Origin of the sequence: Pseudarthrobacter chlorophenolicus A6, from assembly GCF_000022025.1 — a bacterium.
In the GTDB taxonomy this organism is placed as follows: Bacteria; Actinomycetota; Actinomycetes; order Actinomycetales; family Micrococcaceae; genus Arthrobacter; species Arthrobacter chlorophenolicus.
This window is the reverse complement of the sequence record NC_011886.1, coordinates 2,230,866-2,252,264: the sequence shown is the minus strand read 5'-3', so window position 1 is coordinate 2,252,264 and position 21,399 is coordinate 2,230,866. Positions and strand designations below refer to the sequence as shown.

The 21,399-nt window shown below is 66.9% G+C and carries 16 protein-coding genes; 12 read left to right on the top strand and 4 right to left on the bottom strand.

Features of this window, described 5'->3' with window-relative positions; all coding sequences use genetic code 11:
* The first annotated feature begins 3 nt into the window (after positions 1–3).
* The 4 genes from rpoZ to ACHL_RS10035 all read left to right on the top strand — a co-directional run bounded on the left by rpoZ (position 4) and on the right by ACHL_RS10035 (position 5,104).
* A complete protein-coding gene (gene rpoZ / locus ACHL_RS10050; RefSeq protein ID WP_003800778.1) occupies positions 4–264 on the top strand; it encodes a DNA-directed RNA polymerase subunit omega in 261 nt (86 codons plus the stop codon).
* Positions 265–300: 36 nt separating this feature from the next.
* Positions 301–1,548 carry a bifunctional phosphopantothenoylcysteine decarboxylase/phosphopantothenate--cysteine ligase CoaBC gene (coaBC, locus tag ACHL_RS10045; protein WP_015937187.1) on the top strand — a complete coding sequence of 416 codons (1,248 nt, stop codon included), beginning with the start codon at positions 301–303 and terminating at the stop codon, positions 1,546–1,548.
* Between the two features lie 87 nt (positions 1,549–1,635).
* Complete coding sequence (gene metK, locus ACHL_RS10040) at positions 1,636–2,871, top strand: methionine adenosyltransferase (RefSeq protein ID WP_015937186.1); 1,236 nt, start codon at positions 1,636–1,638, stop codon at positions 2,869–2,871.
* A gap of 106 nt (positions 2,872–2,977) precedes the next feature.
* Positions 2,978–5,104, top strand: coding sequence for a primosomal protein N' (locus tag ACHL_RS10035; protein WP_015937185.1), 2,127 nt, complete (start codon positions 2,978–2,980; stop codon positions 5,102–5,104).
* Between the two features lie 27 nt (positions 5,105–5,131).
* Here the strand turns inward: ACHL_RS10035 and ACHL_RS10030 are convergent, their stop codons facing one another.
* From ACHL_RS10030 to ACHL_RS10015, 4 genes are read right to left on the bottom strand one after another with little or no spacing between them, the layout of a single operon-like run.
* The gene (locus ACHL_RS10030; protein ID WP_015937184.1) at positions 5,132–6,208 is read right to left on the bottom strand and encodes a glycosyltransferase family 4 protein; all 1,077 of its coding nucleotides are present in this window, start codon (positions 6,206–6,208) and stop codon (positions 5,132–5,134) included.
* Positions 6,205–7,131 (bottom strand): alpha/beta fold hydrolase, encoded by a 927-nt coding sequence (locus ACHL_RS10025; RefSeq protein ID WP_015937183.1) that lies wholly within the window; start codon positions 7,129–7,131, stop codon positions 6,205–6,207. The genes ACHL_RS10030 and ACHL_RS10025 overlap by 4 nt, the downstream gene beginning before the upstream one ends.
* Positions 7,132–7,139: 8 nt before the next feature.
* Positions 7,140–8,015 (bottom strand): aldo/keto reductase, encoded by an 876-nt coding sequence (locus ACHL_RS10020; RefSeq protein WP_015937182.1) that lies wholly within the window; start codon positions 8,013–8,015, stop codon positions 7,140–7,142.
* A 10-nt stretch (positions 8,016–8,025) separates the two neighbouring features.
* A complete protein-coding gene (locus ACHL_RS10015; protein ID WP_015937181.1) occupies positions 8,026–9,000 on the bottom strand; it encodes a sugar-binding transcriptional regulator in 975 nt (324 codons plus the stop codon).
* Between the two features lie 100 nt (positions 9,001–9,100).
* On the opposite strand from ACHL_RS10015, the gene ACHL_RS10010 reads away from it, so the two are divergent.
* The 8 genes from ACHL_RS10010 to holA all read left to right on the top strand — a co-directional run bounded on the left by ACHL_RS10010 (position 9,101) and on the right by holA (position 21,373).
* Positions 9,101–10,951 carry a glycerol-3-phosphate dehydrogenase/oxidase gene (locus ACHL_RS10010; protein ID WP_015937180.1) on the top strand — a complete coding sequence of 617 codons (1,851 nt, stop codon included), beginning with the start codon at positions 9,101–9,103 and terminating at the stop codon, positions 10,949–10,951.
* An 89-nt stretch (positions 10,952–11,040) separates the two neighbouring features.
* Positions 11,041–11,790, top strand: a complete 750-nt coding sequence (locus tag ACHL_RS10005) for an MIP/aquaporin family protein (protein WP_015937179.1) — start codon at positions 11,041–11,043, stop codon at positions 11,788–11,790.
* 43 nt (positions 11,791–11,833) lie between these two features.
* Positions 11,834–13,348: a glycerol kinase GlpK gene (glpK, locus tag ACHL_RS10000; protein WP_015937178.1), complete on the top strand. Its 1,515-nt coding sequence runs from the start codon at positions 11,834–11,836 to the stop codon at positions 13,346–13,348.
* 361 nt (positions 13,349–13,709) lie between these two features.
* Positions 13,710–16,235, top strand: a complete 2,526-nt coding sequence (gene leuS / locus ACHL_RS09995) for a leucine--tRNA ligase (RefSeq protein WP_015937177.1) — start codon at positions 13,710–13,712, stop codon at positions 16,233–16,235.
* A 95-nt stretch (positions 16,236–16,330) separates the two neighbouring features.
* Entirely contained in the window at positions 16,331–17,326 is a 996-nt protein-coding gene (locus tag ACHL_RS09990) for a DegV family protein (protein ID WP_015937176.1), read from the top strand.
* A gap of 48 nt (positions 17,327–17,374) precedes the next feature.
* Positions 17,375–18,289, top strand: coding sequence for a ComEA family DNA-binding protein (locus ACHL_RS09985; RefSeq protein ID WP_043793937.1), 915 nt, complete (start codon positions 17,375–17,377; stop codon positions 18,287–18,289).
* Between the two features lie 205 nt (positions 18,290–18,494).
* Positions 18,495–20,423, top strand: coding sequence for a ComEC/Rec2 family competence protein (locus tag ACHL_RS09980; protein WP_244266455.1), 1,929 nt, complete (start codon positions 18,495–18,497; stop codon positions 20,421–20,423).
* Entirely contained in the window at positions 20,357–21,373 is a 1,017-nt protein-coding gene (holA, locus tag ACHL_RS09975) for a DNA polymerase III subunit delta (RefSeq protein ID WP_043793936.1), read from the top strand. The genes ACHL_RS09980 and holA overlap by 67 nt, the downstream gene beginning before the upstream one ends.
* Positions 21,374–21,399: the final 26 nt, after the last annotated feature.

Genomic DNA, 21,399 nt, shown 5'->3' with positions numbered 1-21,399 from the left:
TTCGTGTCCACGAACCTTGAAGGCATCATTAACCCGCCGATCGACTCGCTGCTCGAGGCAGCCGACTCCAAGTACGGCCTGGTGATTTTCGGTGCCAAGCGCGCTCGTCAGATCAACGCCTACTACGCCCAGCTTCACGAGGGACTCTTCGAGTACGTTGGCCCCCTGGTAGACACCAAGCTGAACGAGAAGTCCCTCTCCATCGCGCTGCGCGAGATCAACGAGGGCAAGCTGGTATCCACACCGATCGAAGCCGCAGAGTAACAACCTGCCGCATGACGTGCTGCTGACGGAGGTCACGTGCGCATAGTCCTCGGAGTCGGGGGAGGGATAGCCGCCTACAAGGTGGCATCGCTCCTCCGGCTTTTTACTGAAGCCGGCCACGATGTCACGGTCATCCCCACTGAGGCGGCAACCCGCTTCGTCGGGACTGCCACCTGGGAGGCACTCTCCGGCAACCCCGTGAGCAACAGCGTCTTCGACGACGTCCACCAGGTCAACCACGTCCGGCTGGGCCACGAGGCAGACCTCGTGGTCATCGCCCCGGCCACGGCCGACCTCTTGGCCAAAGCGGCCACGGGCCAGGCCGGTGACCTCCTCACCAACACGTTGCTGATGGCCCACGGCCCCGTGCTCTTCGCGCCCGCCATGCACACCGAGATGTGGCAGCATCCCGCAACGCGCGCCAACGTGGAAACCCTCCGCGGACGCGGTGCGGCGGTACTGGAGCCGGCTTCCGGCAGGCTCACGGGCTCCGATTCCGGGCCGGGACGGCTGCCCGAACCTGACGCCATCTTCGACGCCGCCATGGCCCTGGTCCACGGACAAACCGACTTCCAGCTTCCGCTGGCAGGCAAGACCGTCACCATCAGCGCCGGCGGAACGCGCGAACCGCTGGACCCCGTCCGCTTCCTGGGCAACCGGTCCTCCGGCAAGCAGGGCGTTGCCCTGGCCATCGCCGCACGGAACGCCGGCGCAACCGTACGGCTGCTCGCAGCGCACATGGAAGTTCCGCCGCCCCCGGGCGTCGAAGTGGTCAACGTCGAAACTGCCCTGCAGCTGCGCGAAGCCGCACTGGCGGCCGCCGCTGATTCCGACGTCGTCATCATGTCCGCCGCTGTGGCAGACTTCCGCCCCGCGGAAATTTCGGACACCAAAATCAAGAAACGCGACGACACTGCAGATCCCGTCATCACCCTGGTCCGCAACCCGGACATCCTGCAGGAGCTCGTCGAGCGCCGAAACCAGGGCGTCACCGGGCCTGCGGCTGACCGCCAGCTCATTGTGGGCTTTGCTGCCGAAACGGGTGACGAACACGGCGATGTCCGTGCCTACGCGGAGGCCAAACTCCAGCGCAAGGGCTGCGACCTGCTGGTGGTCAACCATGTCGGCTCGGACAAGGTCTTCGGTAAGGACACCAACTCGGTGGTCATCCTGGCCCGTTCCGGCTCCGAACCCCAGGAGGCCTCCGGCACCAAGGCAGACGTTTCCGCGGCGATCATCAGCCGCATCGGTTTCGAACTGAACCAGGTGTCGCACCGGGCCTGACGTGTTTAGTACCACGTTTGCTTAGTACCGTGACATCCCGCGACGTCCCCTGACGGCCGCGCGTGATCCAACCAGTAAGGTAGTTGAGTGACTTTACCGCTGCACCTTCACCAGACCTCCGGGGCTACGCCCTCGTCCCTTCGGCTCTTCACCTCGGAGTCCGTCACCGAAGGCCACCCGGACAAGATCTGCGACCAGATCAGTGACGCCATCCTGGACGCCCTCCTCGCGGCCGATCCGGAGTCCCGCGTAGCTGTGGAAACCATGGCCACCACCGGGCTGGTGCACGTCGCCGGTGAAGTCACCACCGACGCCTACGTCGAAATCCCGCAGATTGTCCGGGAGACCATCCTCGGCATCGGCTACGACTCGTCCGCCAACGGCTTCGACGGCGCACGCTGCGGCGTCTCCGTGTCCATCGGCCAGCAGTCCAATGACATCGCCGGGGGAGTGTTCAACTCCCTCGAAGCCCGCGAAGGACGCCAGGAGGACGACTACGACCTCCAGGGCGCCGGCGACCAGGGCATCATGTTCGGCTACGCCAGCGACGAAACCCCGTCCTACATGCCCACACCCATTTGGCTGGCGCACCGCCTGTCCGAACGCCTCACCGAAGTCCGCAAGTCCGGTGAACTGGCCTACCTCCGCCCCGACGGCAAGACCCAGGTGACGGTCGGTTACGACCGCGACAGGCCTGTGTCTGTGGAAACCGTCGTGATCTCCAGCCAGCACGCCGAGGGCGCCAGCCTCGAACAGCTTCGCGCCGACCTCGCCTCGGTGGTCATCAAGCCCGTCCTCGCGGCGGCCAACCTCGATGTTTCCCGGGCAGCCAACATCCTCAACCCCGCAGGTGAATTCGTCATTGGCGGTCCCGTGGGTGACGCCGGCCTGACCGGCCGCAAGATCATCGTCGACACGTACGGTGGAATGGCCCGCCACGGCGGCGGCGCTTTCTCCGGCAAGGACCCGTCCAAGGTGGACCGTTCCGCCGCATATGCCATGCGGTGGGTCGCCAAGAACGTCGTAGCCGCCGGACTGGCCAAACGCGCTGAGATCCAGATCGCGTACGCGATCGGCCAGGCCCGCCCCGTAGGCACGTACGTTGAAACATTCGGTACCGAGACTGTTGACCCTGCACGGATCAGTGCCGCCATTGCCGAGATTTTCGATCTCCGCCCGCGGGCCATCATCGATGCCCTGGACCTGAAGCGCCCCATCTACGCCAAGACGGCAGCGCACGGACACTTCGGCCGGGACGATCCCGACTTCACCTGGGAACGCCTTGACCGCGTTGACGACCTGAAGGCCTACTTCAACGCCTAGCCTCCAGGCTGCGGTGCACCGCGCCGCCGTGCACTTGCTGCGCGGATGTCGGTGCGCCGTGGTTGGCTGGCCTTTTCCGCCCGGGAGCTGAACGGAGGTAGCCGCCATGGCCAAGGACTCCGCACAGGCCGCCCTGGTTCCCTCCGTTCCGGGCGGCGAGCCGGTCCAGCCCTCGCTGTTGCAGGGCTTCCCTGCCAGCACCCAAACGGTGGGCATACCCCTGGCAGAACACCTGCCGGTGGCACGGGTCCTGGTGGAATCCTCCCTGCCGCACCTCGACCGGCCCTTCGACTACGCCGTCCCCGCAGCCGTGGACGCCGAAGCCAAGCCCGGTGTCCGCGTCAAGGTGCCCTTCAACGGCCAACAGCTCAACGGTTTCCTGATGGACAGGATTTCCGTTTCCGACGCCGGCCACACGCTGGTGCCGCTGGCGAAGGTGGTCTCCCCGGTGCCCGTGCTCACCCCGGCTGTGGCAGAGCTCGCCAACGCCGTTGCAGCCCGGTATGCCGGAACGGTCAGCGACGTCCTTCGGCTTGCGGTGCCGCCACGCATGGCGAGGCTGGAAAAGGAGCATCTTTCCGGTTCCGGGGAGGCCGCGCCCGTGCCGGCAGGCGGTGAAGACGGGAACAGCGCGTCCGGCGCATCTTGGGCCGGCTACCGCAACGGTGTCGCTTTCCTCCGCCACCTCTCGGCCGGAGGATCCCCCCGCGCCGTCATCAACCCGCTTCAGGGCTACGGCCCGTCCGGCTGGCCCCAGCTGCTGGCAGAGGCCGTGGCCGCCACGTATGCCGCCGGGCGCGGAGCAGTGGTGGTGGTACCGGACTACCGCGACCTGGACCGGCTGGAGCAGGCGCTCACGGCACTGATTCCGGCGGAGGCGGTAGCCAGGCTCACGGCCGACGACGGGCCCACACCGCGGTACCGGAACTTCCTGCGGCTCCTGGCCGGCACTGCCCGGGTTGCCATCGGCACCAGATCGGCAGCGTTCGCGCCGGTGGCCAACCTGGGCCTGGTGGCTTGCTGGGACGACGGCGACGATCTCCACATTGATCAGCGCGCCCCGTACGCCCACACCCGCGAGGTTCTGCTCCTGCGCGCCGAACAGGAAGGTACGGCCTGCCTCCTCGCCGGCCATGCCCGGAGTACCGAGGTGCAGAGGCTGGTTGACGCCGGCTGGGCCCTGCCCGTCGAACCTGACCGGCAGGCTGTCAGGCGCACGGTACCGCGGGTCCTCAATACCGCGGACAGCTTCGAACAGGAACGCGACCCCCTCGCACGGATCGCACGCCTCCCCGGTGCCGCGTGGCGGGCCGCCAAGGAAGGACTCGAACGGGGGCCAGTCCTGATCCAGGTGGCACGGGCCGGCTATGCACCGTCACTGGTATGCGATTCGTGCCGCGAACCTGCACGGTGCGGCACCTGCCAGGGGCCGCTGGCCCTGGGCGGAAGCTCGGCCATTCCGCAGTGCCGCTGGTGTTCCACGCCGGCACCGGACTGGCGGTGCGTGCATTGCACCGGGCGACGGCTTCGCAAGGGCGCCACTGGCGTGCTGCGGACGGCGGAGGAGCTGGGCCGTGCCTTTCCCGGCACCACGGTGGTGACCTCCTCCGGCGATCATGTGAAGGCCGCAGTCGGCTCCGGCAAGGCACTGGTGGTGGCCACTGTGGGAGCTGAACCGGTGGCCGAGGGAGGCTACGCCGCAGCACTGCTGCTGGATGGTGATTCGTTGCTTCGCCGCGAAACCCTCCGCGCCGGCGAGGACACCGTCCGGCGGTGGTTCAACGCCGCAGCCCTGGTTCGTCCCGCATCCGAGCGCGGACTGGCCGTCATTACTGCAGGGGACACGGCTGCGGTGGGTGCACTACTGCGCTGGGATCCGGCGGGCTACGCCCAGCGGGAATTGTCGCTGCGGGCGGAACTCCAGCTTCCCCCGTCCGTCCGGATCGCGTCCGTTACCGGCCCGCGTGCCGCCGTCGAACACTTCACCGGGGCAGTCTCGGCAGACCTGGCGGGCTCCGGCATCCACCTGCGCCTGGCAGGTCCTGCCCCGGTACTGCTGGCCGGACCTCCGGCAGCGGGCCGCTCCGGCGAGGACGTCCGGACCCTGCTGTTCTTCGGCTACAGCCAGGCCGCCGCGGTCGTCCGTGTCCTGCGCGCTACGCGCTCTGCGGTCGCTGCCAAACGGGCCTTCGATCCCTTCCAGCTCCGCCTTGACGGCGTGGACGTCCTCTAGCAGAGGTGGCTCCGCGGCGGGAGGTTGCTACCGGCGCCGTTTCGCCACGATTTCACGGGCCGCGTCCATCAGCTGGCGCGCTGATTCGTCCCAGGTGAATTCGTTGGCGCGGATGACGGACAGCCGGGAGATCTCCTGCCAGTGTTCGTCATCCTGCAGGCGGGCCACGGCCGCCGAGAACTGGGAGGGCGAAGCGGGATCGACGTAGGTGGCAGCGTCGCCGCCCACTTCCCGGAAGATCGGAATGTCGCTGGCAACCACGGGTGTCCCCAAAGCCATGGCTTCCACGAGCGGAAGGCCGTAGCCTTCGGCGCGGGACAGGCTCACCAGGGCAGTCGCCGTACGCAGGTATGAGTCGTACTCCGCGTCCGTCACCCCGTTGTGGAAGACCACGGAGGCTCCGGCCGGGACCAGCAGTTCCAGCTCTGCCCGCCGCTCGGGCGTGATCCGGCTCAGCAGGTGCAGGGTGTAACCTGGCAGGCCGGCCATCCCGGCCAGCATCGTTTCCACGTTCTTGTAGGGCATGAATGAACCCATGTAGACGATGGTCTTTTCGGCGCCGTCCCCGGGGCTGCGGGGTTCCTGCGCAGGCTGGGGCGCGTTGCTGATGATCCGCACCGGGCGCCGGGTCAGCCGGTACTTGGCGATCAGGGCTTCCGTGGTCCGGCTGATGGTGGCCACGGTGTCGGCCCGGTTGAGGAGCACCCGCTGAGGCCAGTAGGCCTTGTGGTAAAGCCGCCACAGCAGCCGCACCGGCGCGGGGAGGAACCCGGGCGGAGCGGGGTGTTCGTAGTAGATCAGGTCGTGCAGCGTCAGCACCAGTCCGTACTTGCGTCCCCAGGTTCCCATGGTCTGCATGGGACAGACCACCACATCGGCGTTGAGCGGATTCACCTTGCGCGCGACGAACAGTTCCAGCGGCGAGAGCGGACTGTTGATGAGGGTGTAGGGAACGTCCGGCAGTAAGGCCAGTTGCCGTTTGTCCGATATCAGCATGCTGACGTCTGCGATCTTCGCCGTGGCCGCTATCAGGCTGGCGCCGTAGCGGCTGATGCCGTCATGGTGGTCGGTACGGGTAAAGCGGGCGTCGATGACGATCTTCACGCGGGGTGGTCCTTCAGGAAGGTTCGGATATGGCGGGCGGCCGGTTCCGGCGTCTCGTAGTGGATCAGGTGCCCGACGCCGGGGATCACTTTGAGTTCCCCGTCAGGCAGGAGCGCCAGGAGTTTGTGCTGGTCCGGCAGGGTGGCAATCTCGTCTTTTTCCCCGGCGATCAGCAGTACGGGAAGTTTCAGGCCGGCGGCCACTTCGCTGACGTGGTGGCTGACCGAGGCCGTGAAGGACTCCAGCAGGCTGTCCCTGTCCGCGAAGGAACTGAAGTAGGCGTGGTGCTGGCCGTGGATGAAGGCGCGGAGCTCCCTGTCCCCGGTCTTGGCCATGGTTTCACTCATGATCCGGACAATCAGCGGGTTGCGGAGCAGCGCCTGGCCGGCCCTGTTGGGAAGGTGGGCGGCCATCCGGTAGTAGAGGACCGCCAGCCTGGTCATGATTCCTTTGGGACCTTCAAGAGCCGGGGCAGCGATGGGATTGACCAGGATGAGCGGGTTCACGGCCCCCGGGTGGCGGGCGGCGAAGTGCGAGGCGACGATGGATCCGAACGAGTGCCCCAGCAGAACGGTATCCGGCCCGAGGGACAGTGCCTCCATGAACGCTGTGATGAACCCGCCATACTGTTCCACCGAGTGGGCCCCGGACGGGAAGGCCGCGGAACTGCCGAAGCCGGGCAGGTCCGGCATGATGATCCTCATGTCGGGGAGCTCGTCGGCAACCCGCAGGAGTCCGTGGTGGTCGCCGCGGAATCCGTGGATGACCAGGATGGTACGCGTTCCGGGCTGCACCTGCACCGGCTCGTAGGTCCAGTAGGCAACGGACGCGCCGTCCAGGTCCATCGTCCTCGCGGTGGTGCGGGCTGCCAGGTCCGCGCTGATGAAGCCGGGCGTGCCGGAGCCGGGGTGTGTTGTGTTCATGGGCGGTCCTAGTTGACGTTATCCGGGTGGGAGCCGGTCCGGTGCCCGCGGTCCAGGCCTGCGAGCGCCGCCATGTCCCTGGGTGACAGCTCAAACCCGAAGACATCAAGGTTCTCCCGGATGCGTGCCTCGGAGCTGGCCTTCGGGATGGCGACGTGGCCCAGTTGCATGTGCCAGCGGAGGATGACCTGCGCCGGGGTCCGCCGGTGCTCGGCAGCGCACGCCTGGATGACGGGATCGGCGAGGACCTGGCCGCGGCCCAGGGGGCTCCATGCTTCGGTCAGGATGCCGAGTTCCGTGTGCTTGCGGCGGAGTTCCTCCTGCTGGAGCCAGGGGTGGAGTTCGATCTGGTTGACGGCGGGCACCACTTCGGCCGTCTGCAGGAGCCGGTCCAGGTGGGCCGGTTGGAAGTTGCTGACGCCGATGGCCCGCACCCTGCCTTCGCGGTACAGAGTTTCGAGGGCACGGTAGGTTTCCGGAAAGAGACTCTTGCGCGGGCAGGGCCAGTGGATGAGGTAAAGGTCCACGTAGTCCAGGCCCAGGTTGACCATGGAGTCGTCGAAGGCGCGCAGCGCTGCGTCGTAGCCATGGTGATCGTTCCAGAGTTTCGTGGTGACGAAGATGTCTTCCCGGGAGATCCCCGGAAACAGTTCCCCGGATCCTCCGCCGGTTCCCGCGGACGGGGAGCCGAGCTGGGCGCTGATGCCCCGGGCCACGCCTGTTTCGTTGCCGTACATGGCAGCTGTATCAAAGTGGCGGTAGCCGGCGGCGAGCGCGGTCTGTACCAGCCCTGCGGCGTCGGCGGGGGGCACCTTGTAGAGCCCGAACCCGAGCTGGTTGATCAGCACGCCGTTGTTCAGGCTCAGCCGCGGTGAGGTTTTCATGGTTCCGACTCTACCCATTGCGCGGGGCCAGGCTTTCGAAATCCACCAGGCGGCGCGCGGTGGCCTCATCCAGGATCAGGTCTGTGGCCAGGTTGGCTGCCAGGGCGCCGCGCAGGCCGTTGATCTTGGACACTCCGGACACCACGCAGATCCTTCGGCGGACCTGTCTGAGCTGGGCGAGGCCCGGCCCCGTGGAGCGTTCGTTCAGGATGATCCCGTCGGAGGAGCCGTCACTGCGGAAGAACACCGTGGCCACGTCGCCCACCACGTCGGACGTTGCGAGGATGTTGAGGTCGGCTTCATCGAGGTAGCCGCCCGCATAGACGTGGCTGGGGTAGTCGGCGTTGACGGAGCCCACACCGAAGATGGCGATGCTCATTTTGGCCTGCAGCTCGAGGATGCGCTGCACGCTGCGTTCATTCCACATGGCGGTCTTGGTGGCGGCATGGTCGAAGAAGGCGGGTACCGGGAACTGCTCCACGCGGGCACCGTAGGCGCTGCCGAACCTGCGCATGATGTCGCTGGCGTACGTTATGCCGGTGGTGTGCATGTTGCCCGCGCCGTTCAGTTGCACGATGACGCTGTCATGCGTGATCTTCCTGGTCAGGTGCCGGCTTACGGCGCTAAGGGTGGATCCCCAGGCGACCCCGATGATGGCGTTGGAGTCCACCAGCGGACCAATGGTGCGCGCAGCCTGGATGGCTACGCGGTCAAGGGTTTCCGCTTCGTTCAGCGTTTCCAGGACAGGGACCACATGGACGTCGACGTTGAACCGCCTGCGGATCATGCCCTCCAGCTCGGGGCCGGTATCGAGTGGGTTACGGATCTGCACCTGCACCAGGCCGGAGTCGCGGGCAGCCGAGAGCAGCCGCGACACCGTGGAACGGGACGTCCGGAGTTCGCGCGCTATCGCATCCATGGTGAGGTCCTGCAGGTAATACATTTGTGCAGCGCGGAGCGCGTCTGCATGCCGGGAGGCGGCCATTTCCAGTCCGATCTGCACATTTGTGCATAGTGCTTGACTCCATTTTCCATTACTCCAAAGAATGGTGCATACAGCGCCGCATCCACGGCGCGGACGCACCATGCACGCAAAGCCCAAGGGAGTCGTTTTGGGACCCAAGGATCCAACTGTCCAACCATCTGCAGCACCCGCGCCAAAGCCGGCAGCGGAACGCAATTCCGTCCATAACCTCAGGCTCCGGCCGCACGCGAAAGTGCTGGTGGTGGGCGGAGGCATCAACGGCGTCGGGACCTTCCGGGACCTCGCGCTGCAGGGCGTTGACGTCGCCCTCGTGGAACGCGGCGACTACTGCCAGGGCGCCAGCGGAGCGTCGTCCCACATGATCCACGGCGGCATCCGCTACCTGGAAAACGGCGAGTTCAGGCTTGTCCGCGAGTCAGTGGTTGAACGCAACAGGCTGCTGCGGATCGCACCCCACTACGTCAAGCCGCTGCAGACCACCATTCCCATCTTCAGCACCTTCTCCGGCATCCTTTCGGCGCCGTTGCGGTTCCTGACGCACAAACAGCAGGGCAAGCCGAAGGAGCGCGGGGCCTTCCTCATCAAGCTGGGGCTGAGCCTCTACGACTCCTTCTCCAGGGACGGCGGCAGTGTTCCGCGCCACCAGTTCCGTGGACACAAGCGGGCCCTCGCAGAACTGCCGGACCTTCGTCCCGACGTCAAATACGCGGCCACCTACTTCGACGCCTCGGTGCACAACCCCGAGCGACTCACCCTGGATGTGCTGCAGGACGGCGAGAAGGCGGGCCAGTCGGCTCCGGGGGCAGCTGCCGGCCAGGGAAGCAGCGCACGTGCCAGCAACTACCTTTCCCTGCAGTCCATGACCTCCCGCCCCAACCCCGGCACCGGCAAGGGCGGCACCGTCCGGTTGCGCGACGAGCTGACGGGGGAGGAGTTCGACTTCACCGCCGACGTCATCGTGAACACCACCGGCGCTTGGGTGGACCTGACCAACGAAGCGATGGGCACCGCGTCGCGGTTCATGGGCGGCACGAAGGGCTCCCACATTGTGCTCGACTCTCCCGAACTGCTCGCTGCCTGCCGGGGCCGGGAAATCTTCTTCGAACACACTGACGGCCGCATCGTCCTCATCTACCCGATGGGTGACCGGGTGCTGGTCGGCACCACCGACGTCGACGCCGACATGTCACAGGACTCGGTCTGCACCGATGAGGAAATTGACTACTTCTTCGACCTGGTGGGGCACGTCTTCCCGAAAATCCCTGTCACTCGGAACCAGATTGTCTACACCTTCTCGGGAGTGCGCCCCCTGCCCAGGCACGATGCCACCCAGCCGGGCTTCGTCTCCCGTGACTACCGCATCGAAACCCGCCGCCCGGCACCCACGGGGACCGGCGCCGTCGTACTCAGCCTGGTGGGCGGCAAATGGACCACTTTCCGTGCCCTGGCCGAACACCTCACCAACGATGTCCTGGCAGAGCTCGGCATGCACCGCAAAATCTCCACGGCGCAGCTGCCCATCGGCGGCGGCGCCGGGTTCCCGGCGGACGACGCCGGAGTGCAGCGGTGGCTCAAGGCCCACATGGGCCGCGGCCGGGACGCGGACCGCACTGCCGGGCTCCTGACCCGGTACGGCACCCGCGCCGAAGCGGTGATCGAATACCTCGACGCCGGTCCGGACCGGCTCCTGCACTCAACCCGCGAACTGAGCGTCCGCGAACTGGAGTTCATGGCAGCCCACGAACAGGTAGGGCACCTGGTGGACGTGCTGATCCGGCGCACCTCCCTGGCTTTTCGGGGACTTGTGACCGGCGAACTCCTGAACGAGGTGGCCGAGGTCATGTCCGGTCCGCTGCAGTGGGACGCCGCCGCCCGGAGCGCTGAGATCAGTCACGCCCAGGAAGTCCTGCAGCGGCTGCACAGAGTGGAAACACACAGCCTGGTCGCTTAGGCCGGGCTGCCAGCCGGGACGAAAACCGTCCCGGCCCGACGGCCCTTCAACCCGCGAAGGGCCAACAACAAAATAAAGAGGAGTCAAAGATGTCTCTTGGAATTGTTTTCTTATCCGAAGTGTTCGGGACGGCGATGCTGACCCTGCTGGGCTGCGGCGTCGTCGCAAACGTTGCCCTGCGGGGGACGAAAGGCAACAGCGGCGGATTCCTGATGGTCACGTGGGGATGGGGCATCGCCGTGTTCGCCGGCGTCTTCGTCGCCGCCAAGTCGGGAGCGCACCTGAACCCGGCCGTGACCCTCGGACTGCTGATCAACGGCAAGGCGGAGTACGCGCCCGATGTCCCCGTGGATGTAGCTTCAACGCTGACCTACTTCGCCGGTGAGATGGTGGGCGCCTTCCTTGGCGCTGTGGTCTGCTGGCTCGCCTACAAGCAGCACTTCGATACGGAAGAAGCCGCTGCCAGCAAGCTCGGCGTCTTCTCCACCGGCCCGGCCATCCGCTCCACCCCGTGGAACCTGGTGACGGAGATCATCGGCACCTTTGTGCTGGTCTTCGTCATCCTCACGTTCGGCGGCACCCCGTCCGGCCTCGGCCCGCTCGCTGTTGCCCTGCTTGTCGTCGGTATCGGCGTATCCCTGGGTGGCCCCACCGGGTACGCCATCAACCCGGCCCGTGACCTTGGCCCCCGCATCGCCCATGCCCTCCTCCCGATCAAGGGCAAGGGCTCCAGCGACTGGAGCTACTCCTGGATTCCCGTCGTGGGCCCCCTGGTGGGCGGTGCCCTCGGCGGCATCGTAGCCAAGATTGCCCCCATCATCATCACCGCAGCAGCCTGAACAGCTGAGCCAACCCTTCCACCAAACAGACAAGGACGTCACCATGAACCAGTACGTAATCGCCATTGACCAGGGCACCACCAGTACGCGCGCCATCATCTTTGACCACAGCGGCGCCATTGTCTCCTCGGGCCAGATGGAACACGAGCAGATCTTCCCCAAAGCAGGATGGGTGGAGCACGATGCCGCGGAAATCTGGAACAACACCCGTGAGGTCATTGCCTCCGCCCTGTCCAAGGCGAACCTGACGCGGCACGACATCGCCGCCGTCGGCATCACCAACCAGCGTGAAACCGCTGTGGTGTGGGACAAGACCACCGGCGAGCCCGTGTACAACGCCATCGTGTGGCAGGACACCCGGACGCAGGACATCGTCGACGAACTGTCCAAGGACGGCGGCGGTGACCGCTTCAAACAGAAGGTGGGCCTGCCGCTGGCAACTTACTTCTCCGGCACCAAAATCAAATGGATCCTGGACAACGTGGACGGCGCCCGCGAAAAGGCGGAGGCCGGCAACCTGGTCTTCGGCAACACCGACTGCTGGGTGTTGTGGAACCTCACCGGCGGCGTGGACGGCGGGGTGCACGTCACCGACGTCACGAACGCATCCCGGACGCTTTTCATGGACCTGGAAACCCTGCAGTGGGACGAGGAGATCCTCGGCATCTTCGGTGTTCCGCGCAGCATGATGCCGGAGATCAAGTCGTCCTCCGAGGTGTACGGCACTGTCCACACCTCGCAACTGCTGCGTGAAACCCCGGTGGCGGGCATCCTGGGCGACCAGCAGGCGGCCACCTTCGGCCAGGCGGCCTTCGAAACGGGCGAGGCCAAGAACACGTACGGCACCGGCTGCTTCCTGATTTTCAACACCGGGGAGGAAATCGTCCATTCGAAGAACGGGCTGCTCACCACGGTGGGCTACAAGCTGGGCGACGCCAAGCCCCACTACGCGCTGGAAGGTTCAATCGCCGTCACGGGTTCGCTGATCCAGTGGCTGCGGGACAACCTGGGCATGATCAGCAGCGCCCCCGAGGTCGAAACCCTGGCTGCCTCCGTCAAGGACAACGGCGGCGTCTACATCGTCCCGGCGTTCTCGGGCCTGTTCGCGCCGTACTGGCGCCCGGATGCTCGCGGCGCGATTGTTGGCCTCACCAGGTTCGTCAACAAGAACCACATTGCCCGGGCGGCGCTGGAGTCAACGGCGTTCCAGACCCGTGAGGTGCTGGACGCCGTCAACGCGGACTCCGGTGTTCCGCTGACGGAGTTGAAGGTCGACGGCGGCATGGTCGCCAATGACGCGCTGATGCAGTTCCAGGCGGACATCCTCGGCGTTCCCGTGATCCGTCCGAAGGTCATCGAGACCACAGCTTTGGGTGCAGCATATGCGGCCGGGCTGGCCGTCGGGTTCTGGAAGGACCTCGGCGAACTCTCGTCCAACTGGTCCGAGGACAAGCGCTGGGAACCCCAGCTGGACCAGGCCGAGCAGGAACGCCAGATGCGGCTCTGGCGCAAGGCGGTCACCAAGTCCATGGACTGGGTCGACGAGGACGTGAAGTAGGCCTACGAGCCGATGCCTTCACTGTTGAGGGGGCCCCGCCCGCTTCGCGGACGCCCGAAGCCGCTCCCGGGCCCCCTCAACAGCTCGGTATTTCCGTGCCGGCCGATTCAGCCGCTCGTGGCGGCTTACGGTGAGGCGTTTCCCGGTGCGCTAGAGTAGTCCTATGCGTGCGATCCTTGTGCTTAGCTAGCCGCCCGGTATCCCGACTACGGATTGCCGAGCGGCCGCCCCTCCATGTCGAGGGGCTTTTGTGTGTCTGGGGTACCTCCGGGCAGCGAACACCAGCAAGCAGGGATCAGGCCGTCGTGCCGGAATATGACGTTTCGGAACACTAGGCTAGACAGAACAGAAGAGGGCAGCAGTGGGCGTTCAGCCGGAGACAGACACCGGAACAGCAGCAGTGGCGGCAGACGGGCCCGAGGAGGGCACCTACAGTTTTGCCGCGATGGAGGCCAGATGGCCGCAGGTGTGGGAGGACCTCAAGGTCTTCACCCCGGCCGACGACGGCTCTCGGGAACGGCGCTACGTGCTGGACATGTTCCCTTACCCTTCCGGCGACCTGCACATGGGCCACGCGGAGGCCTTCGCCATGGGCGACGTGGTGGCCCGCTACCTGCGCCAGCAGGGGTTCGACGTGCTGCACCCCATCGGTTGGGACTCCTTTGGCCTCCCGGCCGAGAACGCCGCGATCAAGCGCAACGCCCACCCCAGTGAGTGGACCTACACCAACATCGACACCCAGGCGGCGTCCTTCAAGCGCTACGCCATCTCGGCAGACTGGTCCCGCCGGCTGCACACGTCAGATCCTGAGTACTACCGCTGGACTCAGTGGCTGTTCAAGCGCTTCTACGAGCGCGGCCTGGCTTACCGGAAGAACTCCCCGGTCAACTGGTGCCCCAAGGACCAGACTGTCCTGGCCAACGAACAGGTGGTCAACGGTGCCTGCGAACGTTGCGGCACTGTGGTCACCAAGAAGTCGCTGAACCAGTGGTACTTCAAGATCACCGACTACGCGGACCGCCTGCTCGACGACATGGAACAGCTCCGCGGTCACTGGCCTGAGCGGGTCCTGGCAATGCAGAAGAACTGGATCGGCCGCTCCGAAGGTGCGCACGTCAACTTCGTCATTGAGGCCGACGGCGGCAAGCCCGCCAAGGACGTGACTGTCTTCACCACGCGCCCGGACACCCTGTACGGCGCAACGTTCTTCGTGGTCGCCGCGGACGCGCCGATCGCCGTCGAGCTCGTCACCGATGAGCACGCCGCAGCGCTGGACGAATACCGGGAGACGGTCAAGGCACTTTCCGAGATTGAGCGGCAGTCCACCGAGCGGGAGAAGACCGGTGTGTTTACCGGCCGCTACGCCATCAACCCGCTGAACGGCGAGAAGCTGCCGGTGTGGGCTGCGGACTACGTCCTCGCCGACTACGGCACCGGAGCCATCATGGCCGTGCCCGCCCACGACCAGCGCGACCTGGACTTCGCCAAGACGTTCGACCTGCCGGTCCGGGCCGTCCTGGACACCGGCGAGGAAGACCCTGCCGCCACGGGTACCGCCACCGCGGGAGAAGGCACCCTGATCAATTCGGGCGAACTGGACGGCCTGCCCAAGGCCGAAGCCATTCCGGCGGCCATCGCCATCCTGGAGCGCCAGGGCACCGGCGAGAAGTTCGTGAACTTCCGGCTCCGTGACTGGCTGCTCAGCCGCCAGCGGTTCTGGGGCACACCCATCCCCATCATCCACTGCCCATCCTGTGGAGAAGTTCCGGTACCGGACGAGCAGCTGCCCGTCACCCTGCCGTCGGACCTGCGCGGCGAGGACCTGGCACCCAAGGGCACTTCGCCCCTGGCCGCGGCCGAAGACTGGGTCAATGTGGAGTGCCCCAACTGCCACGGTGCCGCCAAGCGCGACACTGACACCATGGACACGTTCGTGGATTCGTCCTGGTACTTCCTGCGCTTCGTCTCACCGGACTACACCGAGGGGCCGTTCGATCCGGCCAAGATCAATGACTGGATGCCGGTGGGGCAGTACGTGGGCGGCGTGGAGCACGCCATCCTCCACCTGCTGTACGCCCGCTTCTTCACCAAGGTCATCAACGATCTCGGCCTGATTGAAGCCAGTGAGCCCTTCAGCGCCCTCCTCAACCAGGGGCAGGTGCTCAACGGCGGCAAAGCCATGAGCAAGTCCCTGGGCAACGGGGTGGACCTCGGCGAGCAGCTGGACAAGTACGGCGTCGATGCCGTCCGCCTGACCATGGTGTTCGCGTCCCCGCCTGAGGACGATGTGGACTGGGCAGATGTCTCCCCGTCCGGATCGGCGAAGTTCCTTGCCCGTGCATGGCGCCTGGCCCAGGATGTGACCAGTTCCCCCGGTACCGAAGCCAGCGCCGGCGACCGCGGGCTGCGTTCCGTCACGCACCGCACCATCGCCGACGCTGCCGAACTGCTCGACGCCAACAAGTTCAACGTCGTCGTGGCCAAGCTGATGGAACTCGTTAATGCCACCCGCAAGGCCATCGACTCCGGGGCCGGGGGAGCGGACCCCGCAGTCCGAGAAGCGGCCGAAGCAGTGGCCGTGATCCTCAGCCTGTTCGCCCCTTACACGGCGGAGGACATGTGGAACGTGCTGGGCCACCCTGCGTCCGTGGCCAACGCCGGCTGGCCGGCACACGATCCGTCCCTGCTGGTCCAGGACACCGTCACGGCTGTGGTCCAGGTCCAGGGCAAAGTCCGGGACCGGCTGGAAATTTCTCCGGACATTTCCGAGGACAGCCTGCGCGAGCTGGCGCTGGCCTCGGAGAACGTGCAGCGTGCGCTGGACGGCCGCGGCATCCGCACGGTCATTGTCCGGGCACCTAAACTGGTCAACATCGTTCCGGCCTAGCCGCTGCTGCAACTAAAGCCGGAACCGGCCGCCCGTCCCGCCGGGTGGCCGGTTCCGGCTTTTCCGGACTCTGTACGAGGACACCAGGAGGCAATGTGCCCGACAGTAAAGCCGCCCCCTGGCCATGGGTCCGGGCCCGTCTTTCCGCGCTGCGTCCGGCAGCCAGGCCCGGGGTAGCCGCATCCGGTGCCGGCGTGCCGGTGCCGCGGACCGCCGTCGTCACCGATTCCGCGGCGGCGCTGCCGGTGGGCTATCTCCGCGGCCTGCCGGTGCACAGCCTCCTCACCGTCACGCCGATGCCCGTCATGGTGGGTTCGGAAATATACGGTGAGGGCGAGGACGACATCCTGGAAACCATCGCCCTGGCGCTGGCTGCGGGCACCCAAGTCAAAACATCGCGCCCTTCGCCAGGGCAGTTTGAACAGGCTTACCGGTCGCTGCAGCAGCAGGGGTACCAGTCCGTGGTTTCCGTCCACATCTCATCGGACCTCTCCGGAACGGCAGACTCGGCCCGGCTGGCCGCCCAACGCGTGGGCATCCCCGTGCAGGTCATCGACTCACGGACAGTGGGCATGGCGCAGGGCATGGCTGTGCAGGCCGCAGTGGAGGCAGCCGCCGGGGGAGCCGGGCAGGCAAGTGTTGCCGCGGCGGCCGAGGCGCAGGCGGAGCGCACCAAGGTGTATTTCTATGTTCCCAGCCTGGAGCAACTGCGCCGTGGCGGCCGCATCGGCGCCGCCGCTTCGCTGTGGGGAACCATGCTGGCCATCAAGCCCCTCCTCGCAGTGGACGGGGGCAAGATCATCCCGCTGGAAAAGGTGCGGTCGGCGGCGAAGGCAGTGGCGCGGTTGGAGGAAATCGTGGCCGCCGATGCCCAGGCCCGTCCCGTTGGCAGTGTCCGGCTGGCGGTCCACCACTTTGGCAATCCGGAGGAAGCTGAAGGCCTTGCCGTCCGGCTTTCTGCCGCGTTGCCGCATTGCCCCGCGCCGCAGATCAGCTCGCTGCCCGCCGTGCTGGCTGCCCATGCCGGACTGGGTGTCCTTGCGGTGATCGTAGGCCAGGAGGTCACCTCTTCGGAGAGCCTTTCCACATAGGCCCGGACATGCCTGTTGCCGGATCTGCCCGCTCCATAGCGTTGAGTTATGTCACGCCGGGATGCTGCAGCAGCAGGCCAGCGGGCTCGCCATGCCCGGGCCAGGCTGCAGGCAACCCTGGGTGGCGGGTCCGGCGGGATGCTGGACGATGACCATGCCCGGGATGTCGACGGCGGGGGTTTCGAGTACCGCGATGCCGCGGCCGGTGCTTTGGTTGCCGGAGACCCGCAAACGGCGGAGCGCGGCGGGGAGGCGCCACACCTGACCGGCACCGGTCCTTCGCTCCGCTGGCGCCTGGGCCTGCGGCTCGCCGTAGCGGTCGGCCTTCTGGCCGTCACAGCCGGTGTCCTGTTCTGGTGGCAGACCGCCGGTGGACGTCCTGAGATCCTGCCGTTGAATACGGTCAGCCGCGAAAGCGGCCCGGCGCCGGATGCAGCAACGGATAGCCAGGTCACCCCGGGCGCGGGGGAAGGTGGTGCCGGCCCGGACCACCCCTCCACGTCGGCAGCGGATGTCGTGGTGGTCCACGTATCAGGAGCCGTCCTGGCCCCCGGCGTGGTGACCCTGCCGGCCGGGAGCCGGGTCCATCAGGCCATCTCGGCTGCGGGCGGTGCCGCTGCCGACGCTGACCTGGACCTTCTCAACCTCGCCGCCGCGGCTGAAGACGGGCAGAAAATCCACATTCCCCGGCAGGGCGAACAGCCAGCGGCGGGCGGCGCAGGATCCCTGGGTCAGGGAAGTACCGCGCCGCCCGGGTCCGCCGGAGCCGGTGCCAGGATCAACATCAACACTGCCGGCGTTGAGGAGCTGGACGCCCTGCCGAAAGTCGGTCCCGTCCTGGCCCAGCGGATTGTCGACTGGCGGAAAGAGCACGGGCCCTTCAGCGCTGTCGAGGACCTGGACGCTGTGGACGGCGTGGGACCCAAGATGCTTGAAGCGCTGCTGCCCCTGGTGACCGTCTGACATGCCGGTTGCCGAGGATGGCAGAGGCGGCGCTCCGAGTCCCGGGCAAGGGCCCCCAAGCCCTTGGAGCCGGTTTGTCGAGTCCGCGGTCCGGGGTGCAACGGAGGGTGCAGCTCCCGGTGAGGCGGGCGGGACGGCGGGTCCTGGCCAATCCGGTTCAGACGGCGGGCACGGACCGGCGCCGGCGGGTAGGAAGACGTCCACCGTGGCAGGCAGGAGCAAGAGCGCCCTCCGGGCTGCCCGGCAGAGGGCCGTTGGTGATGCGCGGCGCCGGCTGGGAATTACTGACCGGGGCGCTTCAGCGGGGGAGAGCGGACTGTCAGGCGGAGGCGCCGGTCCGCGGAAACGTACCGATGTCCGGCTTGCCCTGCCCGCCGTCCTGGTGTGGGGCGCCGCCGTCGCCGGTCTCTGGCTGGCGCCGGCCACACTGCTGGGACTGTGCATCGCCCTGCTGGTGCTTGCGGCTGCATGCCTCATGCTTTTGCGGGGCAGCAGGACGCGCCGGAACTGGCCAGCAGGCGGAGGATCATGGTCGGGGCGCCGTCCGGCGAGAAGGAGCTTCCTGGCGACCACTGCGGTTGGCCTGCTGCTGGCGGTGGCCGCGGCGGCCCACTCCTCGGTGGCCTCCAGCCAGCGGTTCGAGGGTCCCCTTGCCGAGGCTGTGGCGGCGGGAAAGTCTGTGGTGGCGGTGCTGGAGGTCGGTGGTGCTCCACGGCCGCTTCCCACGCCTGGCCAGTCCGGGCCTTCCGCCAGGTGGTCCGTCGCCGTGTGGACGCGGGAGGTAAGCACCGGCGGAGTGGTGCTGCGGACCCGGGCGCAGCTCATAGTGACCGGCGGCAACGAGTGGGCAGGGCTGGTGCCAGGGCAGACGGTGCGTGCTGCCGGCAAGCTTCGGCCGCCGGATCCGGGCCGGCCTGAAACGGGCGGGATGGCCGCCGCCACGGCCCCTGACCTGCGCGGCGGCGGGCGGGGGATGGAAGCAACCGCCAAGGACCTGCGTGCACAGTATGTGGCGGCTTCCGCTTTCTTGCCATCCGACGCCGCAGGGCTGTTGCCAGGCATGGTCACGGGGGATACCAGCGCCCTGGATGAGGGCCTGGCCAATGCCATGAAAACCGTCGGCATGACACACCTGACAGCCGTCAGCGGAGCCAATTGCAGCCTGGTGCTGGGCGCGTTGCTGGCGGCCTGCCGCAGGCTCCGGTTAGCGCGGGTCCCGGCCGCCGGGGCTGCGTTGACTGGACTGGGACTGTTCGTGGTGCTGGTGGGCCCTGACGCCAGCGTGCTCCGCGCGGCCCTGATGGGTGCCGTCGGGATCGCTGCCCTGGCCGGTGGCCGGACCGGCCGCGGGCTGAGCTTTCTGTGCCTGGCAGTCATTGCCCTGCTGCTGCTGGACCCGGCGCTGGGCGGCAGTTTCGGGTTCCTGCTTTCCGTCCTGGCCACCCTGGGCATTATCCTGCTGGGCCGGCGCATCATGGATTGGACTCCTGCGGCAGTGCCACGCTGGGCTGCCGCGGCTGTTGCGGTGCCGCTATCGGCCCAGATGCTGTGCGGCCCCGTCATCGTGCTCCTGCAGCCGCAATTCGCCACCTTCGCACTGCTGGCCAATGTAGCTGCGGCCCCGCTGGTGGCTCCGGTGACACTCCTGGGCACGGCCGCTGTTCCGCTGCTGGTGGCTGCCCCGTGGATGGCTGTGGCGTTGATCGCCGTTGCGGGCTCGTTCAGCGTGGGCGTTGCCGCTACGGCGTGGTTCTTTGCCAGGCTTCCGGGTTCCACATTGCCGTGGCCGGAAGGGATTCCGGGTCTGCTGACGATGGCGGTCCTGTCAGCCCTTACCCTCGCCGCGGTCTGGGCAGTCGCACGGCCCCGCAGTGTCATCGCCCTGGTCCTCCGGTGCCATCGCCGGGTGGTCAGGATCCTGTGGTTTATGGAAAGTCGCTCCGGAGTTGCCAGGCGCCCACACGGTCAGACTTCTTCCGCCACCGGCCCCATCGCCAACAGCTTTGCGGTTCGGCCCGGACGTGGCAGGCTTGAATTCCCCACACACCTTTCCGGAAGGAACCCACCATGGCTGCTGCGCAAAAGCGCGGAACCCGCACGCCGGCGTCGAATCCGGCGGCCTGGCGGGACGTGACGCCCGCAGCCATTGTCCTGGTGAGCGGGCCGGAAGATTATCTGGGCATCAGGGCCATGGACAGCATTCGCTCCCAAGTGCGCCAGGCAGCGCCGGACGTTGAAGTCAGCCGGATCAATGCTGCTGCCTACGAACCCGGGTCCCTCCTGATGCAGGTCAGTCCGTCGCTGTTCGGCGAAAGCAAGCTGATCGAGGTCGAAGCGGTTGAGGCCATGAATGAGCCCTTCCTCACCGACGCCCTGTCCTACCTCGGCCAGCCGGCTGATGATGCCGTCCTGGTCCTCCGTCATGGCGGGGGTGCCCGTGGCAAGAAGCTCCTGGACGCTGTCCGGAAGGGCGGCTGGCCTGTAGTGGACTGCCAGCCGCTGAAAAAGGACACGGACAAGATGGCGTTCGTGTCCGCCGAATTCAAAGCCGCCCAGCGCCGCATCGACCAGGAGGCTGTGCTGGCCCTCGTGAATGCGGTGGGCGCCAACCTTTCCGAGCTGGCGGCAGCGTGCAGCCAGCTCATTGCAGACTCAACAGGGACCGTCACGCCTGATGTTGTGGACCGCTATTACGGCGGGCGCGTGGAAGCCACGGCGTTCAAGGTTGCTGATGCGGCAATGGCCGGAAACGGTCCACTTGCCCTCTCCACCCTGCGCCATGCACTGGCCACCGGGGCGGACCCCGTACCTTTGGTTGCAGCGCTGGCTGCGAAGCTCAGGACCGTTGCCCGGGTAGCCGGGGCGTCCGGATCCGCGGCCCAGATTGCGGCCGAACTGGGAATGCAGCCCTGGCTGGTGGAACAAGCCCAGCGGGACGTCCGCCGGTGGACCCCTGACGGACTGGTGCGGTCCATCCAGGCAACGGCTGAAGCCGACGCGCAAGTGAAGGGGTTGTCACGTGATCCCGTCTACGCCGTGGAACATGCGGTGACCGTGATATCCATGTCCGTCCAGGGTCGTTAGCGGCAGGGGGCCGCAGCAGCACCGGA

Excerpts from the sequence above, each read along its gene's own strand:
- ACHL_RS10035 (WP_015937185.1), top strand. The coding sequence starts at position 2,978 with ATGGCCAAGGACTCCGCACAGGCCGCCCTGGTTCCCTCCGTTCCGGGC.
- ACHL_RS10025 (WP_015937183.1), bottom strand. The coding sequence starts at position 7,131 with ATGAACACAACACACCCCGGCTCCGGCACGCCCGGCTTCATCAGCGCG.
- ACHL_RS10020 (WP_015937182.1), bottom strand. The coding sequence starts at position 8,015 with ATGAAAACCTCACCGCGGCTGAGCCTGAACAACGGCGTGCTGATCAAC.
- ACHL_RS10015 (WP_015937181.1), bottom strand. The coding sequence starts at position 9,000 with ATGGCCGCCTCCCGGCATGCAGACGCGCTCCGCGCTGCACAAATGTAT.
- ACHL_RS10010 (WP_015937180.1), top strand. The coding sequence starts at position 9,101 with ATGCACGCAAAGCCCAAGGGAGTCGTTTTGGGACCCAAGGATCCAACT.
- ACHL_RS10005 (WP_015937179.1), top strand. The coding sequence starts at position 11,041 with ATGTCTCTTGGAATTGTTTTCTTATCCGAAGTGTTCGGGACGGCGATG.
- glpK (WP_015937178.1), top strand. The coding sequence starts at position 11,834 with ATGAACCAGTACGTAATCGCCATTGACCAGGGCACCACCAGTACGCGC.
- ACHL_RS09985 (WP_043793937.1), top strand. The coding sequence starts at position 17,375 with ATGTCACGCCGGGATGCTGCAGCAGCAGGCCAGCGGGCTCGCCATGCC.
- holA (WP_043793936.1), top strand. The coding sequence starts at position 20,357 with ATGGCTGCTGCGCAAAAGCGCGGAACCCGCACGCCGGCGTCGAATCCG.